The organism is Streptomyces sp. NBC_00223 (genome assembly GCF_036199905.1).
In the GTDB taxonomy this organism is placed as follows: domain Bacteria; phylum Actinomycetota; class Actinomycetes; order Streptomycetales; family Streptomycetaceae; genus Actinacidiphila.
Window position 1 is genome coordinate 455,907 of the sequence record NZ_CP108109.1, and the last position, 21,386, is coordinate 477,292.

Below are 21,386 nucleotides of genomic sequence, written 5' to 3' on the forward strand. Positions count from 1 at the left end.
CAGGGGTTCACACCGTGGTTGACACCGTTCCGGCAACGGGGGACGCCGCTGTCCCGTACGGCGGGGTGGGGGACGCCGCCGTCCCCCACCCCTACCCCGCGGCTCGGATCGCGGCGGCCTGGCGACGGGAACGGCCGGGCACCCCGACCGACTCGATCGAGATCGTGACGCCCATCTGGCGCCTGGCGAAACTGTTCGCGGACGACCGCAACCGGGTCCTGCGCGCGGCGGGGATCGACGCGGCCACCCTCGACCTGCTGTCCGTCATCCGCCGCTCCGGGCCGCCGTACTCGCTCAGCACCCGCGAGATCGCCCAACGGACGCTGGTGACCGCCGGCGCCGTCTCCCAGCGCGTCGCACGGGCCGAACGCGACGGACTCGTACGGCGAGGACCGGGAACGACCGGGCGGCGAACCGTACTTGTCTCGCTTACGGACGAAGGGCACGCCCTCATCGAGCGTTCCGTCGACGCGGTGCTCGGCCGCGAAGCCTCACTCGTCAGCGGCCTGTCCGAAGCCGAACGCGCCGCGCTCATGGCGTTGTTGGACAAGCTGATGAGCGATGTCAGGCACCGTACATCGGACTCCGGGAGTTGAGCCGCGCCCCCGGGGTCTGGGTGGTTGCTCAGGGGGTGGAGCGGGGAGCTGTCATTCCTGACCTGCGCGAGAGGAATTCGGGATCATGCGGCGGTACGTGCTGACCGGTACGCCGGGGGCGGGCAAGACGTCCATCCTGCGGGGCCTGGCCCAACTCGGCTACGGAGTCGTCGAGGAGGCCGCGACGGCGGTCATCGCGCGGGCCCAGACCGGGGGCGAGGACGAGCCCTGGAGGCGGGCGTCCTTCATCGACGACATCGTCGCCCTCCAGCGGAACTGGCAGGTGGCGGCCACCAACTCCGTTACGGTGTTCGACCGTTCACCGGTCTGCACGCACGCCCTCGCCACGTACCTGGGGTGGCCCGTCTCCCCCGCGCTGGCCGCCGAGCTGGAACGGATCACCTCCGAAGGCGTCTACGAGCGGCAGGTCCTCTTCGTCCGCAACCTCGGCTTCTGCGAACCGACTTCGGCCCGGCGGATCAGTTTCGAGGAATCGCTCGCCTTCGAGAAGATCCACGAGGAGAGCTATCGGACGTTCGGATACGAGTTGATCGACGTCCCGGCCGGGGAACTGAACCGCCGTGTGAGTGTGGTCAGTTCGCTGATCGCGGGTGCCGGTTCGTGACGGGCTTTTTGCCGTGGACCGGCCGCCGGGGCCGTACCGTACCGCCGCGTGCCGCCGGGCGCGGCGACGTCGCGTCGATAGGATCGCGGCCATGACGGCACCTGAACCGACCATCGTCGCGACCTCCGGCGGGCACCGGGCCGGGAGACGTACGAGGGTCGAGTTCGACGCTCTCGTGCATCACGCCGTCGACCTCTCCGGGGCGCACGGTCGGCGTCCGCGCGTCATGTACGTCGGGACCGCGATCGGGGACGCCGAGCACTTCACGGCCCGTATGACGGAGGCCGCGCGGGTGGCGGGGTTCGACCTGACGCCGCTGGAGCTGTTCCCCATGCCCAACGTCGAGGACGTCGAGGGCGCGGTGCTCGACCAGGACGTCGTGTGGGTCATGGGCGGCTCGGTGGCGAACCTGCTCGCCGTCTGGCGCGTCCACGGCCTGGACGCGATCCTGCGCCGCGCCTGGCAGGCCGGGGTCGTGCTGAGCGGGGTCAGCGCGGGGTCCATCTGCTGGTTCGAGGGCGGGACGACCGACTCGTTCGGGCCGGAACTGCGGCCGCTGACGAACGCGCTCGGCTTCCTGCCGTACGGCAACGGCGTGCACTACGACGTGGACAGGGGCCGACGGCCGCTGATCCACCGCCTCGTCGCGGACGGGACCTTGCCCACGTCCCACTGCACCGACGACGGGGTCGGACTGGTCTACCGGGGAACGGAGTTGGTCGAGGCGGTGACGGAGATCCCGGGCAAGGCCGCGTATCTCGTCACGCGCGAGGGCGAGCGGGCGGTCGAAGTACGCGTCGAGCCCCGGAAGTTGCGGGCAGCGCCGCGCTGATTCGTCGGGGCCGGGTGGGGCGGGGGTGGTTCACCGGGCGCGGGGCGGGTGCGGGGCGGGGGTCGTTCACCGCGTGCGGGGCGGGTGCGTAAGGTACCAGCGGTCCCGGTCGTGAAGACGGCGCGGCCGGGGGCCTCGGAACGGGGGTGCGGGATGGCGGACGCGGCGGAATTGGGCCGGGCGGACGAGGTGGACGCGGCTGGAGCGGGCCGGGCGGGCGCGGGCCGGGCGGGCGCGGCCGATGTGGGGCCCGGGGACTCGGCCGAGGGGGACGGCGGGGGGCTCGTACCGCTGGACCGGCGGGTGTTCGCCGTCGCGGCAGCCGTCTTCGCCGTGCTGATGGCGCTGTCCACGCGTTACGGCTTCCACCGCGACGAGCTGTACTTCCTCGACAGCGCCCGGCACCTCCAGGCGAGTTACGTCGACCAGCCGGCGCTGGCGCCGCTGCTGGCCCGGGTCTCGCTGTCGCTGTTCGGGGTCTCGGCGGCGGGCCTGCGGCTGTGGGCCGCGCTGGCCGCCGCGGGCACGGTGGTCGTGGGCGCCCTGACCGCGCGGGAGTTCGGCGGCGCGCGGCGCGCCCAACTGCTCGCGGCGATCGCTACGGCCACCATGCCCGTACTGCTGGGCGGCGCGCACGTCGCCAACACGACGTCGTACGAAATGCTGGCGTGGGCGTCGATCGCGCTCGTCGTCGTACGCATCGGCCGTACCGGGGACACGCGGTGGTGGCTCGCCGTGGGCGCGCTGGTCGGCGTCGGCGCGGAGTTCAACCACCTCGCGGGGATCTTCGGGGCCGTTCTGCTCGCCGCCGCGCTGACCGGCCCGGCCCGCCGGACCGTGGTCGACCTCCGGCTGCTCGCGGGCGTCGTCATCGCCGTGCTGCTCGTACTGCCCGACCTGTGGTGGCAGTCGCGGCACGGCTGGGCCATGTTCGAGATGACCCGGGCGCTGAACGGCGAGAACGGCGGCCCGGGGAACATCCCCACCTGGATCGTCGGCCAGCTCGGCATGGCCTGCCTGGCGACGGCGGTGCTGTGGTTCGCGGGCCTACGGTTCCTGTGGCGGTCCGGCCGACCGCTGTGGCGATGCCTGCCGATCGCGTACGCCGTGCTGTTCGTGCTGTTCGCCGTCACGACCGGGGCGCAGGTGTACTACCTGGGCGGGCTCTACGTGTGCCTGCTGGCGGCCGGCGCGGTGGACCTCGACGCGTGGGTGCACTCCAGTCGGGAGCGGCTGCGCGGCATCGTGATCGGAACCTGCGTCTCGACCGCGCTGGCGGCTGTGATCGTACTGCCGGTGCTGCCGCCGTCCGACGCGGCCTGGACGTACGGCGTCAACACGAATTCGGGGGAATCCCTGGGCTGGCCCCAACTGGTCGGCACCGTACGGCAGGTGTGGACCGGGCTCCCGGCCGAGCAGCGCGCGAACGCGGTGATCTTCGCGGCCGACTACGGCGAGGCCGGCGCCGTCAACGAACTGGGCCGCGGCACCGGGCTGCCCACCGCCGTGGGCGCGCAGAACACCAACTGGTGGTGGGGGCCCGGCAATCCGCACGCCACGACCGTGGTGGCCATCGCCCCCGGCCCCGAGCATCTGCCCGGGTACGAGGCGGAGTTGCGCGAGCACTTCCGGAACGTGCGGGTGGCCGCGACCCTCACCAACCCCGAGGGCGTGCACAACATCGAGTGGGGCGGGCACGTCTACGTATGCACGGGGCCGCGGGAGCCGTGGGGCGAGATGTGGGGCGAACTGCGCCACTACGCGTGAGGCGGCACTGCGCGGGGGCGGGGCTTACCGGGGGCGGCTCGCGTGCTCGCGTGGGGCGGGGCTCAGAGCAGGACCGCGCCCGTCACCGTCGCAGCGGCGCCGAGCAGCAGGCACGTGAGGACGAAGGCGATGTCCCAGGTGTTGGAGCGTCGGGCGACGGCGACGTCCAGCGTGTACTTCTCGGGGGCGTCGGGGGCGTAGTGGACGGTGACTTCCCGGCCGTACGCGGTGGCCCGTTCCTCCGGCTCGATCCGGAAACGGGCGGTGACCACCGTGTTGTCGCGCGTGGTGAAGGTGAGGACCGCCGCGTAACTGGTCCAGGCGGACCCGCCGTCGTCGTGGTCGGTCGTGAGGACGGCCACGACACGGCCCGGAACGGCGACTGCGGCGTCCAGCCTGGCGGCGTCACGGCATGCCCGGCGGAGATCGTCGCGCAGGAAGAACACGATGACGACGGCCAGCGGCACTCCCGCGCCGAGGAGGACCCACGGGTAGCCGTACCTGATCGTGGTGTCGGCGACCAGTCCGGCGTACAGCAGGAAGACCAGGAAGTGGGGCCAGGCAAGGCCACGCCGGTTGTCCCCGAGGTCGTACGCGATCCTGAAACGGCCGGGGTCGCCGGGCGGGTGGAGCACTGCCGGCTCGCGGCCGACCCACACCGTGTCCAGCCGGATGCCCCTGTCCCCGGCCACGTAGGGCAGGACGTGCTCCTGTCCGGTGGCGGGGTCGGGGAAGGCGATCGTCACGGGTATCCCGGCCCGGCCGTCGCCTCCGTGGGGCGGGGTCCCCACCTCGGCTATCCGCCCGGGGACGCGCACGGCCCGCTGCGCCCGGGTGGTGCCGGCGAGCGACCGGCCATAACCGATCAGGGCGAGTGCGGCGCAGGCCGCGCACCACAGCAGCAGGGCTCCGTGCCAGCTCATGCCCGCGTCCCCTTGTCGGCTGCACGCGTCATCAGGTGCAAGATCTACCACGGCCGGTGTCCACGTTCGGCGTGCGTGCCTGAGGTCCGCGCCCGGGGTCCGCGCCCGTCGTACGTGGTCGGCGTACGCGCCCGTCGTGGCCGGGAGCGGCCCCGCACTCGCTGTCCGGTGGCACCTCACCTTGAGCGTTTCCGCCTGCCGGTCACAGCGCCGGGTATGAGCCCTGACTGCGTTGCCGAGGGACCGGGCGGGGGCTGTAATAGGAGGGACGTTGGCGGTCCGGCCGTGGTTGCCTTGTTCGACGTCTTGGGTTCAGGGGTGTCCCCGGCGCGTGAGCCGTTCGACCACCTCCCTTCCCCACCACCAACCCCAGTGCCCTGTTGGCGCGTTGCCTCCGGAGGGGGCCGTGGGCTGTGGGTCGTTCCGAATTGTGCGAAGGGATTCTTGAAGCATGCGGCGATACGTTCCCACCGGTACGCCGGGAGCGGGCAAGACGTCCATCCTGCGGTGCCTGGCCCAACTCAGCTACGGCGTTCTCAAGGAGGCCGCGACGGCGGTCATCGCGCAGGCCCAGGCCGGGGGCGAGGACAAGCCCTGGATGCGAGCGACCTTCATCGACGACATCGTCGCCCTCCAACGGGAGCCGCAGGTGGCGGCCACCAACCCCGTCACTGTGTTCGACCGTTCACCGATCTGCGCCCACGCCCTCGCCACGTACCTGAGGTGGCCGTCTCCCCCACACTGGCCGCCGAACTCGAACGGATCGCCCTTTGAGCGGGACCTCCGGGCACTCCTGCGGGAGACGTCACCCGACAACCGCTTCGCGGAGTGCCTGCTGGCGACCGAGATCAAGAGTTGGCGCAAGCCACGCGGGTGATCAGTGACGCCGATCCCTCGACGGGCTGCCGCGTAGCCTTCCCGGCCAGGCCGTACCGACGGCGGCCGGATACTCGTCCAGGGTGCCCGAGGCATCGGCGACATCAAGTCAAAATACGGGATTGCACAAGTCCTGAAATCCCCTTGTGCCAACTTCAAATCGCTTGCAACACTTTGATGTTTGTATAGTAAACACAATCGAAAACAGGGGGAAGCTGTGATACCCAGAAAAATGCGGCGCGGGCTGGCAAGATTGGCATCATTTATTGCCTTTGTCTGCATCGCATGCCTGGTTATTTCCCCTACGGCATCCGCCACTCCGCTGAAGAAGGAAGCAAAGAGCAGCCAGGCCACCCACGTTCGAGGGCAGCAGCCGGCACCGGCGCCAAGCACCAAGGTGGGTCCCTACCACGCAGTCCGGCCAAGCACTTCAGAACTGAACGCCGCAAAGAAGGCAAAATCCGCCACGCCAGATTTTGGGCCCGGCGAGCACATCGTCAGCGGATGGTCGGCGCACAAGTTGTCCATTGACCAGATGGTGCGCTATGGAATTAATTCCATCATTCAACCCGATGCCGTTCCCGAGGAGTGGCGTCCCACAGGTGCTCTGAGTGAATTGGCTCCCCTGTATCTGACTTACCTCATCGGCAAGTCGAAGCAGACGTCACCGGCTACCCGCTCGTGGGTGGAATCGCTGACGAAGAACCTGGCAGCCGATCCCTCAGCGACCTCCGAGGTCCACCCCAAGTACTCACCCGTCCACCTGGAGCCCGCAAAGGCCACCGGGTCGGCGCAAAAACTCACTGCCGACGACAGCACCGATCCCAGCTGCGGCGATTCCTCCGTCTATGACTGGCCGGACCTGCCAACACAGCACCACCGGTACTACTGCGACTACATCACGCCCGACTTCAACGTCCTTTACAACCACGGCACGGACCTGCCGGAATCCCATGGCGCAAACGGAATACCTTCGGCAATCATTACGATCGCCAACGCAGCAGAGGAGGCATACGGGCTGTACACCACCGGGGATGGGCTGCCCGGAGTCTCGGGTATGGGATATCAGGAGCCGTCCGGTCGGCTCACCATTTTCGTCGGAGACTGGATTCACGACCACTCGGACGACGGGGCAGCGTTCACCCTGCCGGTCGGACCCGGAAGTCAGCCGTCGATCTGGATGCCGGCCGACCCACACGACTACGACGCGCTCGTCCGGCACGAACTTTTTCACGCATTTCAATACCAGTACATTTCCCAAATCGGCATAGTCTTGGATCCGTTCGCCGGATCTATCAATCTCTCCAGCGACTTCGCCGCCCTGAACTGGTGGATGGAATCAACAGCACAGTGGGCCACTCACCGGACCTACGTACTCAACCCGTACTGGTACTTTGATTTCGACCCTGGCTGGACCTATTGGGACGGATATACGGCGAACGATTACGCAGACTATCAGCGCAGCTACTACGCCCAGGAACTTCCAGATTTCTTCACGGCGCCCGAACATGCCGTGAATTCATGGGCCGGACTCGGCTCCGGAAGACAGTACGGCGAGTTCGGTCTTGCTGAATATCTGAGCGAACAGACCGACGACTCCGACGCGGTACTGAGGACCTGGCAGTCCATCAAGCAGGACGACCTCCTGCCGATGGACGCGATCAATACGGTCTTCGCGGGTTACGGTCTGGACTTCAAACAGGAACTGCTCGGTTTCGCGGCGGCGAACTACCGGATGGCCGGACCTGCCTCCTTCGACGGTTTCGGCGAAAGTGACACCGAAAGCCTCTGGCCCTCGGTCCTGGAGAACAGCACATACGCCAATACGCACGCCGATTCGCATGGCCAGGCACGCCCTGCCCGGAATACCGCCAACGTGACCACGACGGCCGGCGGAGATGTCATCCTCCAGCCCGGAGGTGCCGGATATGTGGATCTCATCCCCACCTCGGCGAGTGGAGGCCGGCGCATCACCGTCGCGGTTCACGCCGTCACCGGCACCGGCTCCCCCTCCGACACCCGATTCGGGCTGATTCCGTGGTACGGGTCGGTGCCTGGGCACCTGATCCAAGGGGATTCCTCCGGCCATGTGTCAGCGGTGGTGGGAAACGGCGTCACCTTCGTGACTCTGGTGGTGGAGCGGTCGGACTACGTCAACTCCGCGGACTCCGTCCCGGCCAACTCACAGGCGGACGTGAGCTGGTACGCGACGTCGGAAGCCCCCGCACGCACCGCCGCCCAGCCCGATCCCGCAGCTGCCGGGCGGCTGGGGGGGTCGTTCATTCAGCCCGACCTGGTGGACCAGTGGTCGGACGCGACGCTGGCCGACGAGATGGCGGACATGAAGAACCTGCACATCTCGCGCCTGATCCTCCAATGGAGCGCGAACACGGCCGACAGCCACCGCAACGGGGCCAAGACCGCGGTCTATCCCACCAATCAGCCGGGCTACCTCCAAGTCACCTCCACGGACGTCGTCCAGCGGCTGTTGTCCGCCGCGGACACGGCAGGAGTGGAGGTGTGGGTCGGGCTCCCCACCAGTGACACATGGTGGTCGGTCTACGCCGGCGACTCGAGTTGGCTGGGTTACCAGGGAACCTCGGACCTGGCCGTCGCACATGAGTTGTGGAGCCGTTACCACAGTCACAGCTCTTTCAAGGGCTGGTATCTGCCCCTGGAAATGGACAACGTCCATTTCAGCAGCAGCTACGACCAGAACAACATGATTGATTTCTACAACCAGGTGATCGGCGGGTTGCGTACCGTCGACGACACCATGCCCGTGGCCGTGGCACCGTTCTACAATGCCGTCAACACCGCACTCACCGGCTGGCAGTCGGCCAGCGCCTGGAGTGACATGTGGGAGAACATCCTCAGTCACACCGACATCGACGTCGTCGCGCTCCAGGACGGCGTCGGAGCGGGCCACGCGGACGCGGGCATGCTCCCGACCTGGTTCGCGGCCATGAAGGACGCCATCACCGCCGGGCATCCCAGCACTGTCCTGTATTCCGACAGTGAGACCTACATCATGGCGCTGCCGGGGCTGGAACCCATGCCGGCCAAAACGCTGGTCGCCGACCTGCACGCAGTCGAGAATTCCGTGGCCGGTTTCTGGTCGTTCTCTTTCAACCACTACCTCTCACTGAATTCTTCCTTGCCCACCGCGGCCTACTTCAACGCCTACCAGTCGTGGGCACGGACCCCGACCGGCGACGGAGACGACGGCGACACACCGTCCACGCCGCCGCAGCCCAGCGCGACGGTGATGGGCCCGCAAACAGTCGCGCTCTCATGGCCGGACTCCACCGATACGGGAAGCGGAGTGGCCGGTTATCACATATACCGCAATGGTGAGCTGGTCACCGACAAACTCGGATCGTCCGGATCTTACTGGGACCGCCAACTCGACGGTGGCACCACCTATACCTACGGAATCCAGGCGTTCGACGGTTCCGGCAACACCTCCGCCATGAGCACCCTGGTGTCGGCCACCACCCCCGCGCTGCCGGCGGCCCCGGTGAACTACGCGCGCTGCGGCGCTCCCGACGGTCAGCCCGGCTGCTCCTACACCAGCGACACACCCGCCGACTTCAGCTACCCCGACACCGACGGCACCTCGCTGACGGACGGGCTGTACGGTGCCGACCTCTACGGGCCTCAGTGGCAGGGCCGCAACAACCCCGGCACATACAGCTTCACCGTCGACCTCGGCTCGGAGCGCGCCATCAAGGAGATCGACAGTTCCTGGTTCCAGGTCCGCCAGGACTACGTCTTCCTGCCCCCTCAGATACGGTACCTGGTGTCCGAGAACGGAGTGGATTACGGCCTGGTCAGCAGCATCGACCAGCCTGCCATCAGCGCCGGCATTCAGTCCAAGACCTACCGCGCCATCAACGTGGCGACGACCGGACGGTATGTGAGGATCGAGGTGGACGGCGGCACGGCATGGAGCATGGTCAACGAAGTGGAGGTTCGCGGGTCATGACGTCGCACCGCCCCCGCCCCACGAACCCCGCCCCGGACGCGGCGGTCCGGAAGCGCCGGGCGCGGCTGTTCGCCGGTGCGGTCGCCGCTGCTGTTCTCACAGCCCCGCTTACCGCGTGCCAGCCCAAGTCGCAGTTCACCATCCACAACAACACCCACGAACGCCTGGTGATCAGCCATCTCGTCCTGGATCGCCCGGGCGCCGAGCCGATCAGGTATCCCGGCGGGAGCATCCCCCCGGGCAAGGCCAATATCTGGGCCATCCGTCTCGGGTCCGACGGCGATTGCGCCACGCAGTACCAGCTGATCGCCACCGCGCCCTCCGGCAGGACCTACACGTACGGGCCGCCTGTCTGCACAGGCGGAAGCTGGACGATCACCGACACCCCGGCCCCCACCGGAACCTGACCTCCCCCGTGACGGTCACAGCCGCGCAGTCCGAGGGCTTCCGGGGGTCCAGGAGGCGGGCGTTACGGTGCCAGTGCCCGGTCAGGGCGGTCGGGAACACGGTCGCGTCCTGCGGTCGGCACCGAATGCGGCTGGCAGTGACCGTCCTGGGGGGCAGCACCCGGCCGGGGCGCAGGCGGCGGGGCGAGGCCCGAACAGGCGCGTGCGGGATCACCTTGTGGTCCGAATTGCCATCAACCGAGCCCCTGGGGTGGTTCCCACGTCCTGAAGGCTGCGGTTGTCGTGGGCGCGCCTGCCGGGCCGGGGCTGCGGGCGGAGCTCGTACAGCTTCGGCGTCCGCGGCTGCTTCTCGTCATGCTGCTCGGCGCGCTGGTGAACGCGGCGGCCTTCGGGAGCTTCACCTTTCTCGCCCCCGTCGTGACGGGCACCGCCGGGCTGGGCGAACTGTGGGTTTCCGTCGTACTGATGCTCTTCGGTGCGGGTTTCGTTCGCCGGTGTCGCGCTGGCGGGCCGGTACTCCGACCGGCGTCCCGGCCTGGTCGTCGCAGTCGGCGGGCTGCTGCTCGCCGGCTGGGCAGCCTGGCCGACAAGCCGGCCGCTCTGCTCGTACTCGTCTTCGCGCAGGGCGCGTTGTCGTTCGCGCTGGGCAGCACGCTCATCACGCAGGTCCTCTACAAGACGGCCGGCGCTCCCACCATGGCGGGCTCGTACGCGACGGCGGCGGTCATCGCGGCGGGCACGTTGAGCGGTGGGGCCGGGGAGCTCGGCCCGCTCTGGGCGAGCGGACTCCTGGTCGCGGTCGCACTGCTCGTCGCCCTCCCCTTCCGGGACGCGCTCACGCCCGGGTGGTCGGGGGTTCGTCGCCGAGCGGACTGACAAGGCGGTCCGTCAGGGGCTGGTCCAGGTGCCGAGGAGGATGTCCTCGGACTTCGGCTCCGCCGGTATCCCGTGCGCCGCACGGAACTCCTCGATGGCCGGGTCGGTGATCTCAGCGGCGAACGTCAGGCCGCTGCTCGTACCCGGCCCCACTCGCTGCCCGTCCAGTCTCACCGGCAGCAGCGGCCAGGGCACCGGCACCTCCAGGACAAGTGGCATGTCCTCCCGGACGACCATGGCAGCCGGCGCACCACCGGCACCGAGGACCGGCACGGGATCGACGGTGGCGGAGTGGCTCCGCATCCCGGGGCCCACGACCGTCACCTCCACGCGGAGTGATGCGGGCAGGGTGAGGTCGGCGGCGCCTTCGACGCCAAGTTCGATCACCACCGTCATCAACACCACGCCGTCGCCGTCGCCCTCGTGCAGGCCCAGCACCGACAACGTCGGCGCCGAAGGCGCGGAAAGCGCCGCGATCCGCTCCGGGCTGAGCCAGAGCTCGCTCAGCCCGCGGCCAGGCTCCGGGTCGGGTCGCGGCACCGGCGGCGGCTGGATCTCGCAGGATTCCGGCGGAGTGGTGACGCCCGGGAAAACCGTCATGGTCCCGTCCGGCTGGACGACGACCAGTCCGCCCTCGGACAGCTCATCGGCGGCCTCATTCGCCTGGTACAGCTCCTCCAGGTACTCCCAGGGGTCCGTGCCCGCCTTCTTCAGCAGCCGCTCCTCGACCGGCCCGAGGAATCGCGAGTTGGGAGCACCGTAGAGCGTAGGGCTTTCCAGCGGACGCTCCCCCCTGGGCCCGAGCATCCGGCACAGGAACTCGACCATGCCGCAGCCGTGTTGGATGAAGTCTCCTTCGTGGCTGTGGGACACCACCGTCCACAGGTCGGGGTCCGGCGCCGAGGTGTCCCAGTACAGGTCGATGACGTCGGCGGTGGCCCTCCAGCCGAGCAGCGCACCGGACTGCGGCCAGAGCGGATACGGCCACTCCGCCCGGAGCCGTGCCGTCCGCATCGATGTCGGCGTCCGTCGGCGGACCGTCAGCACACCTCTGTCCTCGTGGTCGGCAGGGGTGGCGACCCAAATGTGGTTATCGATCGAGCCCGCCCCGTAGACCGCCAGGAACTCATGGTAGTCCGCGGGGAAACCGGTCCCCCATGCCTCGGCGACAGCGTCCCAGTCAGACGGATCTCCGACAGGCTCGCGCGGCGGCGCGAGGAGCGCGATCAGGGACTGCAACAACGGGCTTGCCATGGGGTGGTCGTTTCCTCCGGGGTCGGCGTCCGCAGCCGTGCGGCTGCCGGGGCGTCAGCTTCGGTGCTCCGGCTCGCCCATCCGGCAGGCCCTCACGACGTCAGCAAGATACCGCCGCTGGTCCGCGAGCCAGCCGCCGGGGAGACGGACGGGAACGGTGACCGAGATCTGTGAATCAGCCGCGTCGAAGACACACACCTTCTCGCCTCAGGGACCGAAGACCAAGTACCGGGCGCCGCCGAGTTGTTCCATCGTCGGCTGCCCAGTCGGCTGGACGGTGCCGCCCAGCCATGCCGCCAGGAACTCCGACAGGCTGCCGGGGAACTCCCAGAAATCGTCGCTACGGCTGCCGGTGACGATGGCCACCGGGCGCTGATCCTCGATTCGCCAGTAGTAGCGGTCCCCCGAGGACGACTCGCCCCACGGCAGCAGGCCGCCGTCCTCGGGAGCGGGATGCGGCCGGTAGGTGGTCATCTCGGCGTCGTAGCTCTCCTGAAGGTCTTCCAGGTCCGAGAGGATCGAGTCGAGGAACGCGCGCTCACCACCGGGCCGGGGCCCGCCGACCCGGAAGAAGTCGCACACCTCGAAGGCCGGGTAGAACCCGGCGAGTTCCTTGTAGTCATCGGGGAAGACGACACCGAGGGCTTCTTCGAGGCAGCGCCAGTCGATGCCCCTGGCCCGCGTCCTGCGGTGCGCGTGGAGTCCCGGCAGCACACGTTCCACCTCGGACATCATCAGCAAGTCACCTGCCGCACGGGAACGTTGCACACATACACGTCGAAGAACTGATCGGCTGGAGTGTACGCCGGGTCTCTTCCCCACTGAGCCGGTATGGCTTTGACCTAAGGTCTTGTGTGACTTCCGGGCCCGGTTCACGTCCCTGGGACTTCTCAGGGACTTCCGGCGGGCCCGGCCCGTCAGCCCCGGTCGAGGCCCGAGAACCACGACTCGATGGCGGACAGTCCGCGCGCGCCGGCTTGCGGCATGAAGTGCGTGTAGGTCCGGCGTGAACGCCGGTGCCGACACCTGGTACGCCCGCTGGAACAGCCGACACCTCGCCCGCACCTTGCTGGACAACGAGGCAGCCAGCCAGCCGCCCAGAACCGCTGATCCAGGCGACCAGTGCCGAAGAACTCCCGTACGGCCCGGAGCCGTTGACTTCCGCACTCGCGGAACTGGGCACCGTGCTGCACCTGCCTGCGCCCCAGACCTGTGGGACGCCCTCACCGCCAGATCCTTCAATCAGCCAGCCGCGACCGGCGAGGGCCGACCGGCCGATCAGCCGTCCTTCCGGCGTGTCAGGCGCTCACGGCCCCGCCGTGAGCGTCGATGGACGGTGGCAGTGCGCGTACGCGCTCGCGCAGGTCGGCGACACCGGCGGCGTCAACTCCGGCAAGGGCCGAGGCGAGCTGCGTGAGGCGGGCGCGCGAGGGGGAGCGCAGCCGTGTGGCGAGGATGCGCGTCAGTACGTGGTCGGCGCGCTGCGCGGCGTCGGTGGGTGCGGTGGTGGCCTCGGTCTGGGCCATGAGCAGGGAGGCGGCGGCCCATGCCGGTGTGCCGGGCGTGGCGGTGCTCAGGGACTGTTCGGCGCAGGCCGTGGCGCGTTCGGTGCGCCGCAGGGCGCGGTGGGCGTCGGCTTCGTGGAGGGCGTGTTCGGCCGCGTCGTAGCCGAAGCGTCCGGGTGCCCATCCGTGGGCGTCGGCTTCCAGTTCCCGGGTCGCCGTCGCGAGCGCTGCGTCGGCTTCTCGTTCCCGGCCGAGTGCGGCGAGGGACGGGAGCCGTGCCCAGGCGTGTGCTTGGGCGCGTGGCAGGCCGGCGGGTGCGCAGGCAACCGCCCGCTCGGCATGGGCCAGGGCCGCGGTGTGCCGGCCGGTGGCGCGGGCGACCATCGCCTGGGCGCCCCAGGCCCAGGCCGACAGGCGGGCATCACCTGCGCGGTCGCCATAGGTGACGGCGGTGGCGAGGTGGACCCGGGCCCCGGTGGGGTCGTCGAGGTGGAAAGCGAGGTTGCCCAGCAGGGCGGAGAGCCAGCCGATCCCCCGGCGCAGCTCGGCCTCCACGGGTACCGCCACAGGCGTGCCGCTGGTGAGGGCGCGCATCAACAGACCGCGCGCGCCGTGCACTTCGGTGAATAGTACGTGCGGCGGGTGCTTGCTGTAGCCGAGGGCGTAGTGCTCGACCGCGGCCTCGGTGAGGTCGACCACCGCCGGGCTGCCCGCGGGGTCGGCGAGCAGTGCAAGGTGCAGCGAGTCCCGGACGGCCGGCAGACCGGCAGAGGTCGTCATGGTCACCATGCTTTCCCGTGCGGGCAGCACGCACGCTTCAGGCCCGGAAGCACTGTATCCACCAGCACGCCCCCGATCAGCCCCGTCACGGCCGGTGGCGCGGCCCAGTCCGAGCGATGCCGGCGGTGCCTGGTACACGGTGCACAGAGCTTCGACGTACTCCTGGCTGGGGTGCTCGTAGGCGCGGTGTTCCCACCGGCAGAGCATCGACTCCGACGCGCGGCAGGCACATCAATTCATCAGTCAACGTGGGCAGGCCCACACGCGGCCAGACGTATCAGCGGCTCCAGCCCACCGTACTGGGGATCAGGGTCCGTCAGCCCCAGCGTCGGCCGGCGAAGGGATCGGGCTCGCCCGTCCACGGGTCCAGACCCTGTGCCAGCAACCGTTCCTTTTCACGTTCGTTGAGGAAAAGCGCAGGTTGTTTTCCCCACAGAGACAGCCCACCCAGCGGACATTCGGAGAATTCCTCCCGCAACATGCGCACAAGAAATTCCACCATTCCGCAGTCGTAGCGACTCCACAGGAGGTCGTCTCTGTTCCAGACGAGGACGGGCCATGCTTCGGGATCACTACCGGAAGCATCCCAACACAGAAGGTCCGCACTGGAATCACCGCCCCATGCGATCAGCTCGGGGGCCGCCCCTTGCAGTTCGGGGGATTTTTCATAGTCCACCCAGGCGCCTTCGGCATCGAGCGTGGAAGGAATCATGCCTCCGTAATCCGACTCCGGCTGTCCGCCTTTAAATTCCGGCTTGAAGATCACCAGGTAGTTTTCAATCACCCCAGCGCCATAAGTCTCGATGAATTTTCGATAGTCGGGCGGGAACGTTTTCCCCCACGACTCCTCCGCCCGACCCCAGTCGACCGAGGTGTCACTCTCGGCCGTGACCGGCATGAGCCCTCTCAGCAACTCCCATGCGCCCATCTTGACGTCCCTCCTCTTTCACGAGCTCATCACCGCAGGGGTTCTTTCAACCCGGTAGAACCCGGCTCCGGTCAGCTCCTTCAGGGCCTTGCGGATCGCCCCACGGCCCTGGGGCCTGTGCCGGCCGTCCTCGCGCCAGCCATCGGAACCGTATCGGGAGTTCGCGCTCCTGGTGCCGGGCCCAGGGATGTTCGCGCATCGCCGGGGTCGCCGTGGATCTACGGGTGGGTCGCTCCGTGCTCCAGGTAGACGGTCTCGGACTGCGTCCTGGCGATACAGGCGGCGTGGACGCGGCGGGCGAGGCGCGGGATGCGGCCGATCGGCGGGGTGATGCCGAGTTCCTCCTTGACCTCGGGGGCCGGCTCCTCGGCGTCCGGATGATCACAGCATTCCGGCAAGAGGCTGACTCCGACAGCCTCCCCGGTCAGCTGCGGACTCTCGGCTGTGGCTCGGCCTGCTGACGATGACTCCGTAGGTCGTCGGCGGCCTTCGACTGGCCGAACCGAGTGGCGAGAGAGATAACCTCGTCGAGGAGGTGGGCCCTTGTGTCCGCTTTCATGTCGCGGATGAGCTCCTGGAGGAGCTTGGCCGTTGCGACCCAGGAGGTGCCAGGGTCGCACGACGCGATCCTGACAATGAGTCGGTCGATGTGATCGATGACCTGCGCCGACAGGTCCTGCGGGTGCCGAAGGGCAAGATGGGCGAGCGCCAGGCTCGGGTCCGTGCGCAGCACGTCCCGAAACGACTCGCTGAGTTCGATCTCTCGCCTGTGTTGTTCCTCCTTCAGGTTGTGCTCATGGACGCGTTGCAGGGACCGCGAGGCGCGAGCAACGTCTTCGGGTGTCCCCCACAGCCGTACGGATGCCCAGCTGAGGGATACCGGCATGCCAGGTACAGGGGTCGGCAGGCCGAGGCGGGCATTGACACGGTTCTCCACGGTCAGCGCGTCGGACAGCGCGTGCGCTGCTGCGATCTCCCGGATGACGGCAAGGACGTGGTCGGTGGCGGCGGCCTCGGGATCGTGGTGGCGGTCGGGTCCGGGGAAGTCACGCCAATGACCGCTGCCCTCGAAGTGGAATCGATAACATTCAGCCGAGCTCGGCACCGTGCCGGCGACGTGCAGGAGACCTTCGCGCGGTTTGGGGTTACGCGTACGGAACACTGGAGCCGGCTCCGAGGTCGATGGGGTCCGCGGCCCTGACCCAGTCGACCAGTGAGTCGCGCAAGCGGGCACGGTCGGTGAGCGGCTTCCTCGGCTCGGACGGTTCCCAGTGGCTGGCCAGCCGGTTCAGGCTCAGGAAGCGGACAGCGCTGTTGTCCTCAGGGGCGTCGTGGACCGCCCGGGCGAGAATGCCGAACACCGTGTCGCGTGTGTCCGGCACGGTGACGGACGCTTCCATCCACACCTTGAACGCGTCGATCGCGCTCTCGGGAGCGGGGTCGTACTCCAGGGCGGTGCGCCAGCTCTGGATGATCCAAGGGAGATCGTTCTCGTAGTCGTCCCCTGCGACCAGCAGGGACGGCGTGTTGTCCTCTTCCACGCGGCCGGCGAGGTGCAGGAACGCGTGGCTGCTGGAGCGGCGGAGCGATTCCGTGGCGCTCCCGGCCCATTTCCGCAGCACTTTCCGGGCCCTTTGCCGCTGGTCAGGGCGCTCCCACATGGCGTTGATCGCCTCACCCACCGCAGCGGTGACCGCAGGGTTACCGGTGGCAGCCAGTTCGCCCAGCCGAAGCAGTGCTTCCCTCGGGTAGACCTGGCTCACCTGCTGGCACACCCCGGCCAAGGCGGCTCGAAGGGTGTCGGGCTCCTTGTCGTCGCGAGCCCATACAAGGCTCTGCTCCCGTACGAGGCGGCCGATCTTGCTGTCCACGGCCGCGATCGACAGGAGGTCCCGGGCGTGCCCCCGGAGGAGCTTGCCGGCAGACCACTCCTTGACCACCGACTTGAGCACGTCCACGGAGCGGTTCTTCTGGGTATGGCGAATCACCCACACCGCGACACGGTCGGCGAGTTGCGTCCCGAGGTCGCCCTGGAGGCCGGCGGCCTGCTTGGCGGTCCACTCCGTGAAGCGGTCGACGAGATGGGCCCGGTCCATCAGAAAGTACTCGACGACGGCCTCGGCGTAGCCCTCGCTGGGCAGGGTGACCGTACCGTCGGCAGAGAGCTCGGCGCCGATCATGTAGACCAGCTCAATAATGCCCGGTCCCTGCTGGCCCAGCCTCGGCGTGGGCGTCTCTCCGAGGGTGCTGGCAAGGCTCTCCGAGGCACGGTAGATCAGTTCGACCGGGGTGCCGTCCATGGATGCGGCCGCGAGCAGGAAGTTGCGGTGATCGCTGTCAGGATGAGCGATGTGCCATGTACGCAGCTCGTTGCGCCAGTCGGCCATCGCCTCGATGACACGTTCGACCCGCTCGTTGAACTCCACCTGCTCATCGGCTGCGGCGGGAGCCAACGCGGCGACCGGCCGAGCCTCCTCAGCCATGACGGCATCGGCCCATCGCTTCACCTCGCCCGGCAACTTGCCGGCGATGGCCTGAGCGATCCGAGCATTCGCGATCCACTGCTCGGGGTTCCGGCACTCGGCCGCCCGCAGATGGGCCCGCAGGACATCCGGCGCCTCTGGTGCCTGGAGCCGGACATCGACCTTGTCGCTGCCGCCGCTGATGGTCGCCCACACCTGTGGGCCGGCCAGCACCACAAGGTACGACGCCGCGGTCTTGAGCGCGGTGGTGTCCTGAAGCGAGTAGCCCAAGCCACCCGACACGGTGTCGCCCTCGGCCCTGAGGTCGAGAATCCAGCCGACGTTCTGCTGGCCGGTCAGGTCGGCGAGGGAGAACGGATCCCCCGGCTCCCGGTGGAAACGCTTGAGCGTGAGTCCCTTGTTGAGCCGCCGCAGGAGGTCGAGACCAGTGGGTTCACGGCCCGCACCGTTCTCGCCGAGAAGTACGACGACGTGCTTCTCACGAAGCTTGTCGGCCGCGTCCTCCTCGTTCTTGGGCGGTACGTAGACGGCGAGTTGACGGTCGACCCAGTCGTCGCGCAGCTCGACGGTGCGCATTCCGTTGATGATGTTCTGGAACTGCATGCCGATGGCGACGCCGTTGTTCGTACCAAAGCTCTGCCGCACCGACTGCCGGGGGATGTCGGGCTGCCCGGACGACGGCGAGAGGGCCGTGGCTTCCTCGTGCGAGCCACTTTCCACTCGCGGGTCGTGATCGTGATGGGCCGGAACCTGGTCCGATTCCCCATGGTCCGCCGAGCCGGCAGTGCTGGGTGCCGGCGCTGCTGCCGGTGCCGGCGCCGGTCCTCCATGCTCCGGAACCTGTCAAAGCGATCAAGGCAGGTAGATCGTTCTAACGCTGTGCCGGGATCAGTGGGCCGTCTTGTGCCGGCTTGTTGATCCAGGCTGCTGCGGGGAGTTTCGGCGGCTCCGGCGGCTTGCGGACGAAGCGCTCGGGGTGCTTCGCGTAGACCGCCTGGAGGACGTCGGCACGCATCTCGCGGAGCTGCTCGGCGAGGCCGAAGTGCATGTCGTAGGGGGTGTGCAGGCCGATCCCGGAGTGCCGGTGCTCCTCGTTGTACCAGGTGAAGAAATGGGTGCACCATGCCCGGGCGTCCTCGAGGGAGCCGAAACGGTCCGGGAAGTCGTGCCGGTATTTCAGGGTCTTGTACTGGCTCTCGCTGTACGGGTTGTCGTTCGACGTCTTCGGCCGCGAATGCGACTTGGTGACGCCGAGAGCGGCCATCATCTGGGCGACGTTCTGCGCGACCATCGGGGACCCGCGGTCCGAGTGGATCGTCAACCGGCCTGGCCCGATGCCGTACTTGGCGATCGTCTCGGACAGGAACCGCCCGGCGAGGTCCTTGTTCTCCCGGTCGGCGATCATCCAGCCGACCGTGTAGCGGCTGAAGATGTCGATGATCGTGTAGAGGCAGTAGTAGACGCCCTTGACCGGCCCCTTCAGCTTCGTGATGTCCCAGCTCCAGACCCGGTTCGGGCCCTCGGCGATCAGCTCGGGCACCGCCCGGGGCGGGTGGACGGCCTGGCGGCGGCGTTCACGGACCTCGCCACGGCGTCGCAGGAGCCGATACATCGTCGACTCCGAGCACAGGTAGACACCCCGGTCCAGAAGGATGGCGTAGATCTCGGCGGGCGCCATGTCGGCGAACTCCGGGCAGTGGAGCACGTCGAGGACCCGTATCTCCTCCTCCGGGGTGAGCGCGCGGGGGTGCCGGCGTCGTTTTTGCCGCGGCCTGGCCGGGGCGGGGCTCTGGCGGTGGTGGCGGTAGTAGGTGGCCCGGCTCACGCCGAGCGCGGCGCATGCCTGGACGCGTCCGACCAGCCCGGTGAGCTCTTCGAGGGCCTGGTAGCGGGCAGCGTCGAACCCGGCCGCGGGGTCGGCCCCGGTCACTGGTCCTTCTCGCCGTTCTGGTTCGGGGCGCTGTCCGTGGCGAACTGGTCGAGCAGCGCGGAGAGTTTTCCCTGAACCTCGATCACGGTGCGGGCCTTGGCGAGATCGGCCTCCAGCCGGTCCCTCTCCGCCTTCAGCTTCGCGATCTCCCTGTCCCGCGGGTCCGCCTTCGGCCGTCCGGCCGGCGCGGCGAGCGCGTCCAGGGCGCCCTTGTCCCGCTGCTGCCGCCACGTTGTGATCAACGACGAGTACAGGCCCTCCCGCCGCAGCAGGGCACCTTTGCCCTTCTTGTCCAACGTCTCGTACAAGGCGAGGATCCTCGCCTTGTACTCCGCGGTATACCGGCGCGGGCCGGTCGAGCGGGCTTCCACCTGCGGATCAGGGGTCCCGTGGTCATTCGTGCTGGCCACCCGGGCACTACTCCTTCTCCGCCCTCGACTCAATGAATCATCCAGTATGCCCGACTCGATCTACTTTGACAGAGAGGGCTCCGCCGGGTTGGGATGCGAAGGAGGCACAAGCGGCTGATCCGGCGACTGGTCGTCGGCTGGGTCATGACCCAGGAAACGGAAGGGCGAGTTCATGACGGACTTCTCCTGGTGGTGGGCGAGTTGCGTGCCGGGGAGCGCTCGCGCGCCTGGGGGTCAGCCCTTCATGCGTCACCACCGATGACGGGGGCGGACATCCCGATCACCGTGGAGCCGCTGGTGACGGTCTTGAAGTCCTGCTCGACCGTTCCGGTGACGATCGCCTCATCCGCTCGCATGCCGGTCACCTTGCCGGTCACGTTGTCGATTCGCTGCACGACCAACGGGGCAGAGCGCTCGCGGTTCTCGCCGGTGAAGGTGAAACGGTGCGAGTAGATCTCTTCGAGTGCCGCGCGGAGCTGGCCGAGGACATCGGTCAGGATCGAGTCACTCGGCACCACCAGAGTCGGGTCCTGCTGGTAGCGCGTGAGCACGGTCCTGGCCATGCGCAGCTGTGCGGCGTACTCACGCAGACGTTGGTCGTCGGCCACGAGCGGCAGGGCGACGGTCCCTACGAGCGTCGGCGGCAGGTCGGACTCGGTGAGTTCGTCAGTGGCGTCGCGTCCCTCGTGGCGGTTGAGGAGTGCGTCAAGGCGCCCGTAGAGGAAGGTGAAAGTCGGTTGGAAAGCCGCAGCGGCCACGGCAGAGAGGCTGAGGACTTCGGACATCGGATCCCCCGGAAAGATGCTGACTGATCGCCTGACAGCCATTCATACATCCGGAAAGGTGGGCGGCGCGCCGCGAATGAAGACGATGGCCGAATCCTCACCGTGGAACGTGGACGGCGATCATTCGATTTTCCGACTTCTCGGTCACATTTTCGATCGCGCGAATATATTCGAACGCGAGCCGGTCACTCGCGCGGCGGGACGTCTCTCACTCCGTGCCCGTGGAGAAGAAACGGCAGCTCATCGGGGTTGAGGCACACACGGGCCATTTTCCAGGCCGCATCCGGATCAAGCAGGCCGTCGCAGGCGCGTACGAGTCGCAGGGCGTACCAGCTCGTCAATGGAGACAGTATCCATCGATATAATGTCACTGGTGGAGTGTGGCATGCCGATGAACGGGGTCATGCGTCGAAATTCGGCC

At 68.2% G+C, this 21,386-nt stretch carries 17 protein-coding genes and 2 pseudogenes; 8 read left to right on the forward strand and 11 right to left on the reverse strand.

Translation table 11 applies throughout. The features are described from left to right. Nucleotides 1-14 precede the first annotated feature (14 nt). The 4 genes from OHA30_RS02070 (at nt 15) to OHA30_RS02085 (ending at nt 3,820) form a co-directional block, all read left to right on the forward strand. Nucleotides 15-596 carry a MarR family winged helix-turn-helix transcriptional regulator gene (locus OHA30_RS02070; RefSeq protein ID WP_443045027.1) on the forward strand — a complete coding sequence of 194 codons (582 nt, stop codon included), beginning with the start codon at nt 15-17 and terminating at the stop codon, nt 594-596. An 85-nt stretch (nt 597-681) separates the two neighbouring features. Beyond that, nucleotides 682-1,221, forward strand: a complete 540-nt coding sequence (locus tag OHA30_RS02075) for an ATP/GTP-binding protein (RefSeq protein WP_328912043.1) — start codon at nt 682-684, stop codon at nt 1,219-1,221. A 91-nt stretch (nt 1,222-1,312) separates the two neighbouring features. Next, entirely contained in the window at nt 1,313-2,053 is a 741-nt protein-coding gene (locus OHA30_RS02080) for a peptidase E (protein ID WP_328912044.1), read from the forward strand. Between the two features lie 153 nt (nt 2,054-2,206). Beyond that, nucleotides 2,207-3,820, forward strand: coding sequence for an ArnT family glycosyltransferase (locus OHA30_RS02085; protein WP_328912045.1), 1,614 nt, complete (start codon nt 2,207-2,209; stop codon nt 3,818-3,820). Nucleotides 3,821-3,882: 62 nt separating this feature from the next. Here the strand turns inward: OHA30_RS02085 and OHA30_RS02090 are convergent, their stop codons facing one another. Next, nucleotides 3,883-4,743: a DUF3592 domain-containing protein gene (locus OHA30_RS02090; protein ID WP_328912046.1), complete on the reverse strand. Its 861-nt coding sequence runs from the start codon at nt 4,741-4,743 to the stop codon at nt 3,883-3,885. A gap of 451 nt (nt 4,744-5,194) precedes the next feature. Between OHA30_RS02090 and OHA30_RS02095 the strand changes: the two genes are divergently transcribed. The 4 genes and pseudogenes from OHA30_RS02095 to OHA30_RS02110 form a co-directional block, all read left to right on the forward strand. After that, nucleotides 5,195-5,620, forward strand: coding sequence for an AAA family ATPase (locus tag OHA30_RS02095; protein ID WP_328912047.1), 426 nt, complete (start codon nt 5,195-5,197; stop codon nt 5,618-5,620). Nucleotides 5,621-5,851: 231 nt separating this feature from the next. Then, entirely contained in the window at nt 5,852-9,607 is a 3,756-nt protein-coding gene (locus OHA30_RS02100) for a DUF4434 domain-containing protein (protein ID WP_328912048.1), read from the forward strand. Then, nucleotides 9,604-10,014, forward strand: a complete 411-nt coding sequence (locus OHA30_RS02105) for a hypothetical protein (protein WP_328912049.1) — start codon at nt 9,604-9,606, stop codon at nt 10,012-10,014. Before OHA30_RS02100 ends, OHA30_RS02105 begins: the two co-directional genes overlap by 4 nt. 228 nt (nt 10,015-10,242) lie before the next feature. Further along, nucleotides 10,243-10,890 (forward strand): annotated as a pseudogene (locus tag OHA30_RS02110) (chloramphenicol efflux MFS transporter); the annotation flags it as partial. A gap of 12 nt (nt 10,891-10,902) precedes the next feature. On the opposite strand, the gene OHA30_RS02115 reads toward OHA30_RS02110, so the two are convergent. From OHA30_RS02115 to OHA30_RS02160, 10 genes and pseudogenes are all read right to left on the reverse strand, one after another. Continuing rightward, nucleotides 10,903-12,144: a hypothetical protein gene (locus tag OHA30_RS02115; protein ID WP_328912050.1), complete on the reverse strand. Its 1,242-nt coding sequence runs from the start codon at nt 12,142-12,144 to the stop codon at nt 10,903-10,905. A gap of 54 nt (nt 12,145-12,198) precedes the next feature. Continuing rightward, nucleotides 12,199-12,342: a DUF5959 family protein gene (locus OHA30_RS33875; protein WP_405785936.1), complete on the reverse strand. Its 144-nt coding sequence runs from the start codon at nt 12,340-12,342 to the stop codon at nt 12,199-12,201. 9 nt (nt 12,343-12,351) lie between these two features. Beyond that, nucleotides 12,352-12,879 (reverse strand): SMI1/KNR4 family protein, encoded by a 528-nt coding sequence (locus OHA30_RS02120; protein ID WP_328912051.1) that lies wholly within the window; start codon nt 12,877-12,879, stop codon nt 12,352-12,354. Between the two features lie 563 nt (nt 12,880-13,442). After that, complete coding sequence (locus OHA30_RS02125) at nt 13,443-14,429, reverse strand: Twin-arginine translocation pathway signal (protein ID WP_328912052.1); 987 nt, start codon at nt 14,427-14,429, stop codon at nt 13,443-13,445. A 316-nt stretch (nt 14,430-14,745) separates the two neighbouring features. Beyond that, the gene (locus tag OHA30_RS02130; protein ID WP_328912053.1) at nt 14,746-15,357 is read right to left on the reverse strand and encodes an SMI1/KNR4 family protein; all 612 of its coding nucleotides are present in this window, start codon (nt 15,355-15,357) and stop codon (nt 14,746-14,748) included. 218 nt (nt 15,358-15,575) lie between these two features. Beyond that, nucleotides 15,576-15,755: a hypothetical protein gene (locus OHA30_RS02135; protein ID WP_328912054.1), complete on the reverse strand. Its 180-nt coding sequence runs from the start codon at nt 15,753-15,755 to the stop codon at nt 15,576-15,578. Between the two features lie 26 nt (nt 15,756-15,781). Continuing rightward, nucleotides 15,782-16,519: a hypothetical protein gene (locus OHA30_RS02140; protein ID WP_328912055.1), complete on the reverse strand. Its 738-nt coding sequence runs from the start codon at nt 16,517-16,519 to the stop codon at nt 15,782-15,784. Then, entirely contained in the window at nt 16,503-18,560 is a 2,058-nt protein-coding gene (locus OHA30_RS02145) for a hypothetical protein (RefSeq protein ID WP_328912056.1), read from the reverse strand. Before OHA30_RS02145 ends, OHA30_RS02140 begins: the two co-directional genes overlap by 17 nt. 151 nt (nt 18,561-18,711) lie before the next feature. Further along, a pseudogene (locus OHA30_RS02150) lies at nt 18,712-20,180 on the reverse strand (IS3 family transposase). A 242-nt stretch (nt 20,181-20,422) separates the two neighbouring features. Next, nucleotides 20,423-20,938 (reverse strand): hypothetical protein, encoded by a 516-nt coding sequence (locus OHA30_RS02160; protein WP_328912059.1) that lies wholly within the window; start codon nt 20,936-20,938, stop codon nt 20,423-20,425. Nucleotides 20,939-21,386: the final 448 nt, after the last annotated feature.

Coding starts and splice junctions, on each gene's coding strand:
- OHA30_RS02075 (WP_328912043.1), top strand. CDS start 682: ATGCGGCGGTACGTGCTGACCGGTACGCCGGGGGCGGGCAAGACGTCC.
- OHA30_RS02080 (WP_328912044.1), top strand. CDS start 1,313: ATGACGGCACCTGAACCGACCATCGTCGCGACCTCCGGCGGGCACCGG.
- OHA30_RS02085 (WP_328912045.1), top strand. CDS start 2,207: ATGGCGGACGCGGCGGAATTGGGCCGGGCGGACGAGGTGGACGCGGCT.
- OHA30_RS02090 (WP_328912046.1), bottom strand. CDS start 4,743: ATGAGCTGGCACGGAGCCCTGCTGCTGTGGTGCGCGGCCTGCGCCGCA.
- OHA30_RS02095 (WP_328912047.1), top strand. CDS start 5,195: ATGCGGCGATACGTTCCCACCGGTACGCCGGGAGCGGGCAAGACGTCC.
- OHA30_RS02100 (WP_328912048.1), top strand. CDS start 5,852: ATGCGGCGCGGGCTGGCAAGATTGGCATCATTTATTGCCTTTGTCTGC.
- OHA30_RS02105 (WP_328912049.1), top strand. CDS start 9,604: ATGACGTCGCACCGCCCCCGCCCCACGAACCCCGCCCCGGACGCGGCG.
- OHA30_RS02115 (WP_328912050.1), bottom strand. CDS start 12,144: ATGGCAAGCCCGTTGTTGCAGTCCCTGATCGCGCTCCTCGCGCCGCCG.
- OHA30_RS02120 (WP_328912051.1), bottom strand. CDS start 12,879: ATGATGTCCGAGGTGGAACGTGTGCTGCCGGGACTCCACGCGCACCGC.
- OHA30_RS02125 (WP_328912052.1), bottom strand. CDS start 14,429: ATGACGACCTCTGCCGGTCTGCCGGCCGTCCGGGACTCGCTGCACCTT.
- OHA30_RS02130 (WP_328912053.1), bottom strand. CDS start 15,357: ATGGGCGCATGGGAGTTGCTGAGAGGGCTCATGCCGGTCACGGCCGAG.